The organism is Paraburkholderia dioscoreae (genome assembly GCF_902459535.1).
Lineage (GTDB): Bacteria > Pseudomonadota > Gammaproteobacteria > Burkholderiales > Burkholderiaceae > Paraburkholderia > Paraburkholderia dioscoreae.
Window position 1 is genome coordinate 201,231 of the sequence record NZ_LR699554.1, and the last position, 12,450, is coordinate 213,680.

A 12,450-nucleotide genomic window follows, 5' to 3' on the forward strand; every position below is an offset into this window, starting at 1 on the left:
GTCAGTCCGCGCGCAATACGATCGTCGCGAGCGGCGGCAGCGTCAGCGCCGCGGAATGCGGCCAGCCGTGGCTCGATTGGGAGTCGGTATGGATCAGCCCGCCGTTGCCCATATTCGAGCCGCCGTAGACGCCGGCGTCCGTGTTGAGTACTTCTACCCAACGTCCGCCGCGCGGCATGCCGATCCGGTAGCCGAGCCGCGGCACCGGCGTCATGTTGCAGACTACGACGAGTTCGCGGCCGGCGCCGTCGGTGCGGCGATAGGCGAAGACGCTGTTGCCGCTGTCGTCGCCGATCAGCCATTCGAAGCCGCCCGGCTCGCAATCGAGCAGATACAGCGCGGGCTCGTCGCTATACAGACGGTTCAGGTCGCGCACCAGCATTTGCACGCCGTGGTGATTCGAATCGTCGAGCAGATGCCAATGCGGCGACGTGTCGTGATTGAATTCCGCCATCTGGCCGAATTCGCCGCCCATGAACAGCAGCTTCTTGCCCGGATGCGTCCACATGAAACCGAAGTACGCGCGCAGATTGGCGAACTTCTGCCACCTGTCGCCGGGCATCTTGCCGAGCAGCGAGCCTTTGCCGTGCACGACCTCGTCGTGCGAGAGCGGCAGCACGAAGCGCTCCGAATACGCGTACACCATGCCGAACGTCATGTTGTGGTGATGGTATTGGCGGTAGACCGGATCTTCTTCCATGTAGTGCAGCGTGTCGTGCATCCAGCCCATGTTCCACTTGAACTGGAAACCGAGGCCGCCGTCTTCGACGCGCGCCGTCACGCCAGGCCACGCGGTCGATTCCTCGGCGATCGTGATCGCGCCCGGCACGCCCGGCACATAGCCCACTTCATGATTCAGGCGCTTGAGGAACGCGATAGATTCGAGATTCTCGCGGCCGCCGTAAATGTTCGGCACCCACTGGTCGGCGGCGCGCGAATAGTCGCGATACAGCATTGACGCGACAGCATCCACGCGCAAACCGTCGACGTGATAGCGCTTCAACCAGGCCAGCCCGGAGGCGATCAGGAACGCGCTCACCTCGTTGCGGCCGAGGTTGTAGATCATCGTGTTCCAGTCCTGGTGATAGCCTTCGCGCGGGTCGGCGTGCTCGTAGAGCGGCGTGCCGTCGAAGTCGATCAGACCATGCGCGTCGTTTGGAAAGTGCGCGGGCACCCAGTCGAGGATCACGCCGAGTCCGGCTTCGTGCGCCTTGTCGACGAACCTCGCGAACTGTTCGGGTTTGCCGAAGCGCGCGGACGGCGCGAACTGCCCGAGCGGCTGATAGCCCCACGATCCGCCGAACGGATGCTCCGCAATCGGCATGAACTCCACATGCGTGAAGCCCATGCTTTTCACGTACGGAATCATCCGTTCCGCGAGCTCTTCCCAATCGAGCCCGCGCTGACCTTCTTCCGCAACGCGCAGCCAGGATTCGGCGTGCACTTCGTAGATCGAAATGGGCGAGCGCGCGGTCTGTTTGTCGGCACGCGACTGGATCCACTCGTGATCGCTCCACGGAAACTGCTCGACTTCGTCGACATGCGCAACGATGGAGGCCGTACCCGGCGGCTTCTCGGTTTGCATCGCGCACGGATCGGCCTTCAAGGGCAGCGGATGGCCGTCGCGCGATAGCAACTCGTATTTGTAGCGCGTACCCGGCCCGACCCGTGGCACGAACAGTTCCCACACACCCGCCTGATGCCGCAGCCGCATCGGATGACGGCGGCCGTCCCATGCATTGAAGTCGCCCACCACCGAGACGCGCCGCGCGTTCGGCGCCCACACGGCGAAGCGCACACCCGGCACGCCGTCCACTTCCATCGGGCGGGCGCCGAGACATTCGAGCACCGCGTAAGGATCGCCGCCTGCGAGCCGGCCGAGCGGCTCGTCGCCGAGAACGGGGCCGAACGAATAGGTATCCTCGATTTCCTGCACGACGCCATGCCAGTCGATGCGCAAACGGTACGGCGCCGCGGACGTGATGCGGCCGGCAAAGAGCCCCGGGCGCAACTGTTCGAGCTCGCCGAGCGCGGAACCGTCGGCGCGCGAAATCACGCTGACGTGCGCGGCGTTCGGCAACAGCGCGCGCACCACCGGACCTGCTTCAGCGTGATGCAGCCCGAGCTGCGAAAAAGGATCGGGGTGGCGCGCTTCGACAAGCGCGTCGATATCGAGCGGTTGGAGGCCTGCGGCCGGATCATGCTCACTCATAGTCGCCCTCGGCCGGATTAGGCGGTGTGGCGGCGCCTGGCGCCTGGTTTGAGGTGTCGTGGCCCGGCGCACCGGTGTCGCCGAGCAGGCGGCTGGTGAGCGCGGCGAGGCCGCGTACCGGCAGGCTGAGCCACGTCGGGCGGTTGGCCGCTTCGTAACGGATTTCGTAGGCCGCTTTTTCGATCAGGAACAGATCGAGCAACGCCTGTTCGGCTTCGGGCGCCACGAGCGGCGTTGCCGCTTCCGCGGCGGCCGCGCGATATTCGTTGAGGAACTTGTCGGCGGCATGGGCGCGGAAACGGTCGAACAGCGCGCGCTTGCGATCGGCGGTCTGTTGCGGCGCGGCTTCCGTGGTGGATTGCGCCGCTGCGCTTGCATACGAGAGCGAGCGAAGCAGGCCGGCCACATCGCGCAACGGGCTCGATTTCTGACGACGTTGTTCGAGCGTCCGTGCCGGCTCGCCTTCAAAGTCGATCAGATACGCGTCGCCCTGCGCGACCAGCACCTGGCCGAGGTGGAAGTCGCCGTGAATGCGAATGCGCAGCGCGCCCGCGTTGGCGGAAACCAGCGAGTCGACAGCGGCAACCAGCGCCGCACGACGGTCTATCAGGCTCTGCGCCAGTGCCCTGGTTTCCGGATCGCTCATCTGCTCGATACGCGGCGCGAGCAGATCCAGCGCGCTCGCGAGCATTGCCTGCGTGCCGTCGACCCACGCCTTCACCTGCTCCGCGCTGGCGGGTTCCGGCGCGAATGCCGGGTCGTCCGTCGGCGAGGCGAGCGCCACGTGCAGTTCGCCCAGGCGTCTGCCTATGATGCCGGCCAACGTGCTGTAGCCTTCCACCAGAATCGCCTCGTTGGACCGGTCCGGCACCGACTGCGTTTCGGTATCGACGGCGATGGCGAGTTCGTCGACCGAGCGGCGCAGATAGTCGAGCGACCAGTTCCACGCGTCACCCTGATTGTCGATATAGCCTTGCAGAATGCAGAGGGTGTGCGGCACGCCTTCCGGGTCCACACGCACCACTTCGCCATACAGCGGCGCGGTGTTCGCATAGCCCAATTGCGTCAGGTAGCGGCTGATTTCGGCTTCCGGATGAATGCCGCTCACGAGACGGCGCACCAGTTTCAGCACCGCGGCGTCCGCGATGATCAGCGAACTGTTGCTCTGCTCTGCCGCGAGCCACCGGATCTCCGGCCGTTCGCCGAGTCCTTCGAGTTCGGCGAAACGTTCGGTTGGCAGGAACTTGATTTCGCTCTTCTGCACGGTCGGCACCACGGCGCGTTCGCGCAGCTTGCGCATTACACCATGAGCGAAGATCGGCAGGGCGAACGCGTCCGTCAGATGACCGACATTGCGGCCGCGCCGCACGCGCGCCAACGCCAGTTGCTTGAACAGCGGGAAAGTGGTTTCGCCGCCCCACGTAATCGCGATCGGCACCACGTAGCGTTCCGTATGCTTGCCCACGTCCGCTTCGATTTCGGTGAACGCAAAGCCGCCGTTCGGAATCGTGGTCAATGCCGCGAGCCGCACCGCATTGAGCTTCTGATCCTTCGACGCAAACCAGCGGCGCCGGCTCAGCCATGAAGGCAGCACTTCCGATTCGAGCAGGCGCACGTTCTCCGGCGTCGGACCGACCTGGCCTTCGCGAATCACGATCGTGACGAATTCCGGCAGCGGTTCCGAAGGCGCTTGCGCCCAGGTAGGACGTTGGCCGCCGGGGCACAACATGAACCACAGGAAGCCGTACGGCGGGAACGTCAGCAGATACGTCAGCTGGCCGATCGGCGGGAACACGGAGTCCGCAGTCATTTCGATCGGCACGGAACCGTCGAATTCGGACAGATCGAGCTCCACCGCTTGCGGCGCACGCGAGAGGTTCGCCACGCAGAGAATCGGCGGCTCACCCGGCATCTCGCGCAGGTACGCGAGAATTTTGCGGTTTTCCGGCTTCAGAAAGCGGATCGTGCCACGCCCGAAAGTCTGTTTTGCGCGCCGCGTGGCGAGCATGCGCCGGGTCCAGTTCAGCAGCGAATGCGGATCGCGGCTTTGCGCTTCCACATTCACCGCGTCGAAACCATAGAGCGAGCCCATGACCGGCGGCAGCACCAGTTGCTCAGGGTCGGCGCGCGAGAAACCGCCGTTGCGATCCGATGACCATTGCATCGGCGTGCGCACGCCGTCGCGGTCGCCGAGGTGAATGTTGTCGCCCATGCCGAGCTCGTCGCCGTAATAGATCACGGGCGTGCCGGGCATGGAAAGCAGCAGCGAATTGATCAGCTCGATACGGCGGCGGTCGCGCTCCATCAGCGGCGCGAGACGGCGGCGAATGCCGAGATTCAGGCGCGCGCGGCGATCACTTGCGTAGGTGTTCCATAGATAGTCACGCTCGGAATCCGTGACCATTTCCAGCGTCAGCTCGTCGTGATTGCGCAGGAAAATCGCCCACTGGTTCGTTTCGGCGAGGTCCGGCGTTTGCCGCATGATGTCGGTGATCGGGAAGCGGTCTTCGCTCGCAATCGACATGTAGATGCGCGGCATCAGCGGGAAGTGGAAGGCCATGTGGCATTCGTCTTCGTCGCCGAAATATTCCTTCACGTCTTCCGGCCACTGGTTGGCTTCGGCGAGCAGCATCCGGTTCGGATATTCGGCGTCGATGGTGGCGCGGATCTTCTTGAGCACCGCGTGCGTTTCCGGCAGGTTCTCGTTGTTCGTGCCTTCACGTTCCACCAGATACGGCACCGCGTCCAGCCGTAACCCGTCGATGCCCATATCGAGCCAGAAGCGCATGACCTGCAGCACCTCCTTCAAAACGGCCGGATTGTCGAAATTCAGATCGGGCTGATGCGAGTAGAAGCGGTGCCAGTAATACGCGCCCGCCACCGGATCGTGCGTCCAGTTGGACGGCTCCGAATCGATAAAGATGATCCGCGTTTCCAGGTACTTCTGATCGGTGTTGGACCACACGTAGTAGTTACGGTGGTTCGAACCCGGTTTCGCACGGCGCGCGCGCTGAAACCACGGGTGCTGGTCCGACGTGTGGTTGATCACCAGTTCGGTAATCACACGAATGCCGCGTGCGTGCGCTTCCTGAATGAAGCGCCTCACATCGGACAGGTTGCCGTAGTCCGGATGCACGTTGCGGTAATCGGCGATGTCGTAACCGTCGTCGCGTCGTGGCGACGGATAGAACGGCAGCAGCCAGATCGCGTTCACACCGAGTTCGGCGATGTAGTCGAGCTTCGCGATCAGGCCGGGAAAGTCGCCGACGCCGTCGTTGTTCGCGTCGAAGAACGACTTGATGTGCACCTGATAAATGATCGCGTCTTTGTACCAGAGCGGATCGTCGCTCAAGGCCGCGGGTTTGCCGCGCCGATGCGTACGCGCTTTCGCGACGCCGCCGGTGGCGGCACTCGTGTGGGCTTGCGACGTGGTTTGGGCTGGATCGTCACGCTTCATGTCGCACCTTCCGTGGGGGTTGGGTTGCCAGCGTCTGCGTGATAGTCGCTGTCGGCTTCATCCGGCCGTTCGGCGGGCAAGCCGCCGAACGGCGCGATGCGCCAGATCGAGAACGGCTGGCCCGACCCTAGCTGGACATGCTGCCAGCGGCCGTGCCATTCGAAGCGCGCGCCGGTCATCTGATCGGTGACTTCCAGCGGGCCATGATCGTGCAGATTCCATTTCTGGAAAGTCTCCCACGACAATTCGATATCCGCGCCCTGTTCGTTGAACGGGTCGAGATTGATCGCGACGACGATCACGTTGTCGCGCGATTCGGTCGCCTTCTCGAAGCACAGGATGTTGTCGTTGTGCGCGGGCAGGAACGTCAGGCCGAGATGCGTTTGCAGCGCCGGGTTCGCACGGCGGATCCGGTTCAGCGCACTGATTTCGCCGACAATGTTGCCGGGCCGGTTCCAGTCCCACGCGCGCAACTGGTACTTCTCGGAGTCGAGATATTCCTCGCTGTTCGGCAGCGCGGCGGCTTCGCATAGCTCGAAACCGCAATACACACCCCACAAACCGGCCAGCGTGGAAGCGAGTGCCGCGCGAATCAGAAAGCCCGTGCGTCCCTGCGATTGCAAATGCCGCGGGTTGATATCCGGTGTATTGACGAAGAAATTCGGCCGGTACGAATCACGCGCACCGGTTTGCGTGAGCTCGGTCATGTACTCGATGAAATCGCGCTTGGATTCCCGCCACGTGAAGTACGTGTACGACTGCGAGAAGCCGATCTTGCCGAGCCGGTTCATCATGCGCGGCCGCGTGAAGGCTTCGGCGAGGAAGATCGTGTCGGGATAGCGCGCGCGCACGTCGCCGATCACCCACTCCCAGAACGGCAGCGGTTTGGTGTGCGGGTTGTCGATGCGGAAAATATGTACGCCCGCTTCGATCCAGAACAGGAACACGTCGCGCAACGCGAGCCATAAATCCGGCTTGGCGTCGTGCGCATAGAAGTCCGGGTTGACGATGTCCTGATACTTCTTCGGCGGATTTTCCGCGTAACGCAGTGTGCCGTCGGGGCGCCATGCGAACCACGTCGGGTGCTCCTTGAGCCACGGGTGATCCGGCGAGCATTGCACCGCGAAGTCGAGCGCGATTTCGAGGCCGTGCTCATGCGCGGCGGCGAGCATCGCCTTGAAGTCGTCTAACGTGCCCAACTGCGGATGCACGGCCGTGTGGCCGCCTTCCACTCCGCCGATCGCATACGGGCTGCCGACGTCGCCCGGCTGCGCGTTCAGCGTGTTGTTGCGGCCTTTGCGATTCGCCACACCGATCGGGTGAATCGGCGGGAAATACAGCACGTCGAAACCCATGTCGCGAATGCGCGGCAGTTTCTTCATAACATCGGCGAAGGTACCATGGCGCGATTCGTCGTCGCTCATGGAACGCGGGAAGATCTCGTACCAGCTCGCGAAGCGCGCCGCGGTGCGGTCCGCATCGATCTTGTAGATGACCGGGTCGCGGCTGAGGAACGGCCGGTGGCGCGCGGCGGTCATCGCCTTGGCCGTGGTCGGCGCGAGCAGCAGCGCGAGCTTCGTTTCAGCGTCCGCCTTGGTGAATTCCTTGACGATATGTTCGAGCGGCGCGGTGACCGCGCCTTCCGAGGTTTCCACTTCGGCGAGCACCAGCGCGAACAGATGCGCGGCTTCGTCGAGTTCGAGTTCGACGGTTTGTCCCGCCTTCAGCTTCTTCTGAATATGTTCGACCAGCGAAGCGAAGTCGTCGCGCCATGCGATCACCGTGAATTCGTGACGGCCCAGGCGTTCGAGCGGAATGCGCGCTTTCCAGATATCGAGGCCGGCGGGTTGGGCCGGCGTCATCGGCACTTCGTGCCAGGCGGTTTCGTCGGCGGCGCGCCAGATTACTGCGGCGGCAATCTTGTCGTGACCTTCGGCGAAAATCGCGGCGGTGATTTCAGCGCGTTCGCCCACGGTGCGCTTGGCGGCGAAGCGGCCGTTGTCGACCGAGGGCGTCACGCTCTCGATCGCCACGCGCGGCGCGTTGATCGCTTCGAGCACGGTCTTGCGGCCGCTGCGCTTGCTGTTCGCTTTGTCGATGGGCGGGGCGAGACGGATCGGCTTCTCCGTGACCGCGCGGAACAGGCGGACCGCGCCCGGCGCGAGCGTGAACGGCGTGAGCGTGGCGGGCGAAGCGCTGGCGGGCGCGTCGAGCGGCACAAAGCGCGTGAAGTTACCCGGCACGCCTGCGAGGAAGCGCGCGGGATCGACGCGCAGCGGCGCCCCGAGTTCGGGATTGATCGCGATCAGGATCGACTCATCGGCGTCGCGCAGGTCGGGCTGGTCGGCGCGCAGCAATATCGCCGCCGGTGCGCCGGGCCCGCTCAGCGGACGCAATTCGCCGTTGGCGTGCAGCGTTTTGGTATTGCGCGCCACGTGGTTCGCGTGCGTGATGCGTTCCGATAGATCGAATTGTTTGGCCTGGGCAGCGACGGCGAACTGCGAAGCATCGCCGCGCGTTTGCGACATCGGCTCGGTGATGCCGTATTCAAAGCCCATCGGCATCATCCAGCCGGTGCCGATCGCCACCGACGCGAACAGCGCGCGCCGGTAAGCCCGCTCGACGATGGCCGCGTCGTGCGCATCGCTCAACTCAGCGGCGAGGCGCGTGCCGTAGGGCGCTTCGGGAAACGCGACGGGCGCGCCGATGCGCGCGAGCGCGGCGTGTTCCTCCACCATCCAGCTCGAGCGGAAGTCCCACCAGCGCACCGACGAAAACACACTGTCGAAACCCGCGCCTTCGAGGCCGCGCAGATCCTCGCGGGCCAGGCCGGGCGTGGCGGCGAGAAAACGCACCTCGGGATGCTTCGCGCGAACCGCATCGCCCAATTGGCGCCAGACGGCGCCCGGCACGCGATGCGGTGAATCGAACCGGAAGCCGCCCACGCCGGCGTCGGCGAGCGCCAGCAACTGCTGCGTCCACCAGCCGACCAATGCAGCGCTGCTGCCGGGGTCGTTGAAGTTCGCATACGCGACGTTGTCCTCGCGATGCACATGGCGCGGGTCGAGCCGCGCCTCTTCAGACTCGAACGGGTGGAACCAGTCGGCATGTTCGGCGTATAGCGCGCCATCGGCGGCCATCCGGTCGATCACCAGATCGGCCAGCAAGGTCAGGCCGTTCTGGGCGGCGGCGTTCGCGAGCGTGCGAATCGCCTCGGTGGCGGGCTGTTGGGCCTCGAATACCGGATGCAGACGCGCGTGGTTGCCCACCACCTGTCCGTGGCCGGCCTGTCCAGGCTCGAAGAGGCTGCCGATCAACGCATGATCGAAGCCCAGCGCGGCTGCATGTGCGAACTGCGCAGGCCACGCATCGAGCGGCCCAACCAGAAGTGAATGAAAAAAGTAGATCCGCGGCGCGTACCCGTTCGGAGATTCCATCGGTCGTTTCCAGATTCGTCCTGCTGCGGTGTGGATGCAATTGGCATGCGATCACAGCGCTCATTGGGCTTCCAGAGCCGGATACCGCGCGATGCATGAAGCGAAGGCGCGTACTGGTCAATGTAGTGCAAAGATCGTCACGCCGCTGGCCAGTAAGAGGTGCTTTGACGCCAGGCGTCGATTGCACGGGCCGGCCAGATCGATTCGGAAGAGGCAGCAAACGCTGTGCCAGTGAGGCGCGGAAACAGCGATGGACGGGGTGGGAGAGCGTCGTGCAGTACGCTTGGCAGGAAGATGCGACGGCAGGCGCGAGCGGCTGGCGCGCGGCCGTGAACGGTCGCTGTATGTAAAACGGGCGGCGCCGCCCGGGATTTACATGCGGTGCGTTACGGGCGGCGCGAGGACCGCAAAAGGCGGAGTTTTATACGGCAGCGGCGTCGGCAAGCAGCGCGCTCGTGCCGGCAGCTTTACGAGCCGAGCAGGCCCGCTGCAATGTTCACGCACAAGCCCAGTACGGCGACGTTGAAGTAGAACGACAGGACGGATTGCGCGAGTGTGGCGCGGCGAATCGAACGCGAGCGCAGCACGACGTCCGACGTCTGCGAGGCCACGGCAATGGTGAACGAGAAATACAGGAAGTCCCAGTAATCCGGCTGGAGCGCTTTGTCGGGAAACAGCAGCGGCGTCTCCGTTGCATCGGGATCGTAGTAAAGGCGCGCGTAGTGCTGCGTGAAGATGGTCGGGATGAGGAACCACGCGCCGAACATGGTGAGTCCCGTCAGCGCGTAGTGCCAGACCGTGGAAGCACCGGCTGTTCCCTTCGCCGACGCCAGTTCCAGCACGATGGCGGCAATACTCGCAATGGTGGCCACGCAGATCACCATGAGCACCACGCCCGCGTTCTCGTCGTCGCGACGAGCGGATTCGCGCACGCTGCCTTCATCGGCAACGGCCATGTACACCCAGATCATCGCCAGATAACTCCAGATGGCCGCGTCCCAGCCGGCCAGCACGCGAACCATCGGCCGCGGGTGTTCCGGCATGGCCAGCGCCGCGATGATACCGAGCGCAAGGCCGACCAGCATGCGTGGCCGATTGCGAAGAACCTGCGGAATATATTTGGTGAACATGAATGGAGTAGGGAAGGCTTTCGGTGTCGCGGATTCTACTCGTGCTTCGACCGGCATCCACGCCGTGTCGCCAAACTACGCACTCAGCGATAGTGACCGCGCAGATGGCGTGTTTCCGGTAAGGTCTGCCGCGAATTCGACAGTTTTGCGTCAATTTGCGTCGTTCTCGCTCGCCACGGCGCCAGGATACGATGGGCAGCGCGCATACACGTCACAGATGCCGCATTATCATAGGCTTATGGTTTCCGTACTCGTCAACTCCGTTGAACATCACCCGGCCAACCGGAGCGGTCGCGACTTCGTGGTCGGCGATCTGCATGGCTGCGTCGATGCATTGCGCTATCTGCTGCGCGTGATCACGTTCGACCCGGCGCGTGACCGGCTCTTTTCGGTCGGCGATCTGGTGGATCGCGGCGAGCATTCCGAACTCGCTTTGGCCCTGCTCGACAAGCCGTGGTTTTTCGCCGTGCTCGGCAATCACGAAGACATGCTGTGCGCCGTCGCCGATGGGCGCGTGCGGCGCCAGTGGTGGTATGGAATCGGCGGCCTATGGGCGGCGCAATTATCCGACGAACGCTTGCAGCACTACGCGGAGCTTTTGCGCGGTTTGCCGCTCGCGCGCGTGGTCGGCAGCGGCAAGGAGCGCTTCAACGTGCTGCACGCGGAATTCTTCGGCACGGACGCCGAACTCGACGCGGGGAATTTCTCCGCCGAAACCCGCCAGCAATTGCTGTGGGGACGCGAACTGGCGCTAGGCAATGGCGATCCGCAGCGGCAGCGCGGTCTCTCGCTGACCTATTGCGGCCACACGCCGATGCGCGACATCAAGCAGGTCGGCTCGCAGGTGTTCATCGATACCGGCGCGTTCGGGCCGGGCGGCAAGCTCACGATCGTGGAGCCGCTGGCGTTGCGCCGCTGGTCGATCTCGGTCGAAGAGGCCCGCGCGGAAGGGGCGGCAGCGTTGGCGCTACCTTGACGCTGTGTTGACGCCGCGTCGACGGTGGGCCTCGGCGCCGGGTTGTCAGCCTAGCCCACCTGGCTGAGCTCGAACACCATGTCCACCTGCTTGCCGTTCCAGTTGTATTCCAGATACGCGGCGTGATGGCAGTCGCGCAGGAGCGTGGTTTTGAACGCGGCGAGGCATTCGCCTTCGTCGTCCCGCACCGATGGATACACGATGCCCGGCGCACCTGCCTCGCGGATGGCTCGGCCGAGGGATTGCCCGGCCAGATAATCATCCGGCGACAGCACCGCGAGGCCCACCGACTCGTCTCCGCGAATGTCCACCACGTTGCCTCGCGCCACGACGGTGTAAAGGCGCATCTGTTGGCGCATGGGCGGCTCGGCCGTCGCCTCGAGAAATTTCCCCGTGTGATAGCGCGTTTCGGCGATTGCGGTGGCGCGCGAGCGGGCGCAATAGAACACGCCGTACGTGCCGTCGGAGAAGCGGCTGCCGAGCGGATTCAGGTGTGTCAGCGCGGCCATGATCGGCCCATAGCCCGGCCCGAAGCGGCGCTCTTCGCGCGGCACCAGATCGAGTTCGCCGATCTCGGTGCGCAGACGGTCGTTGGTCATGGCTTCGAGCGCGTAGAGCGCGTCGAAATCCTCCGGCGAGGCGACCCGGTCGAACAGATTGACGGCCGGGAAGCGCGTTGGAATCACGCGATATGCCGGTGCCCAGTCGAGCGGCGTGGTACGCCAGCGGTCCTGCCAATGCGGTTGTGTCACGCCCAGCCGCCTCGCATTGCGTCGAGATACTGGCGCACGGCCACGAGGTCGCTGATATTGCCCGCCAGCATGCGGTCCAGCGCGCGGCGGCCACCGAACGGCGGCGCGCTGTTGGGGCGTTTGATCCAGGTGTCGGCGGCGCTGGCTTGCGGCAGCAGGATTTGCAGCGCCTTGTAGATACCGAGCAGTAGCGACAGGCGTTCCAGCGTGTCGCGCCCGAGGCGGGCCGTTTCAGGCGCCGCCTTCCATTTGAAGTAGGTGGAGCGGCCCGGCGACCCTAGCAGCACGATCTGCTCTTCCGCGCTCAAGTCCCAGTCACGAGCGATATTGAAGAACGCGCGCAGACCCGCCGCGGACATTTCCGTTAGCGTGGGCGCGGAAGACGGCCGACGAATCGGCTCTTCGGGGTGGGTGGCACGAGCAGCGTGAGCCATGAGCGGGCAAGTCCTTATCTGTACTTGAAATTGATAATAGTCTAAATATGGA

Annotated in this window: 7 protein-coding genes; 1 reads left to right on the forward strand and 6 read right to left on the reverse strand. The window is 64.3% G+C overall.

All coding sequences use genetic code 11. The features are described 5' to 3' along the window. Position 1 precedes the first annotated feature (1 nt). The 4 genes from glgB to PDMSB3_RS21170 form a co-directional block, all read right to left on the reverse strand. Complete coding sequence (gene glgB, locus PDMSB3_RS21155) at positions 2–2,212, reverse strand: 1,4-alpha-glucan branching protein GlgB (protein WP_007178806.1); 2,211 nt, start codon at positions 2,210–2,212, stop codon at positions 2–4. Beyond that, a complete protein-coding gene (gene treS, locus PDMSB3_RS21160; RefSeq protein ID WP_007178807.1) occupies positions 2,205–5,669 on the reverse strand; it encodes a maltose alpha-D-glucosyltransferase in 3,465 nt (1,154 codons plus the stop codon). The genes glgB and treS overlap by 8 nt, the downstream gene beginning before the upstream one ends. Then, the gene (locus tag PDMSB3_RS21165) at positions 5,666–9,106 is read right to left on the reverse strand and encodes an alpha-1,4-glucan--maltose-1-phosphate maltosyltransferase (protein WP_165187607.1); all 3,441 of its coding nucleotides are present in this window, start codon (positions 9,104–9,106) and stop codon (positions 5,666–5,668) included. Before PDMSB3_RS21165 ends, treS begins: the two co-directional genes overlap by 4 nt. 467 nt (positions 9,107–9,573) lie before the next feature. Continuing rightward, positions 9,574–10,236: a DUF1345 domain-containing protein gene (locus PDMSB3_RS21170; RefSeq protein ID WP_007178809.1), complete on the reverse strand. Its 663-nt coding sequence runs from the start codon at positions 10,234–10,236 to the stop codon at positions 9,574–9,576. Between the two features lie 238 nt (positions 10,237–10,474). Here PDMSB3_RS21170 and PDMSB3_RS21175 point away from each other — a divergent pair, with 238 nt between their 5' ends. Further along, positions 10,475–11,212: a metallophosphoesterase gene (locus PDMSB3_RS21175; protein ID WP_007178810.1), complete on the forward strand. Its 738-nt coding sequence runs from the start codon at positions 10,475–10,477 to the stop codon at positions 11,210–11,212. A gap of 50 nt (positions 11,213–11,262) precedes the next feature. Here PDMSB3_RS21175 and PDMSB3_RS21180 read toward each other — a convergent pair whose 3' ends face one another. Further along, positions 11,263–11,964: an RES family NAD+ phosphorylase gene (locus PDMSB3_RS21180; protein ID WP_007178811.1), complete on the reverse strand. Its 702-nt coding sequence runs from the start codon at positions 11,962–11,964 to the stop codon at positions 11,263–11,265. Next, entirely contained in the window at positions 11,961–12,398 is a 438-nt protein-coding gene (locus tag PDMSB3_RS21185; protein ID WP_007178812.1) for an MbcA/ParS/Xre antitoxin family protein, read from the reverse strand. Before PDMSB3_RS21185 ends, PDMSB3_RS21180 begins: the two co-directional genes overlap by 4 nt. Positions 12,399–12,450 lie beyond the last annotated feature (52 nt).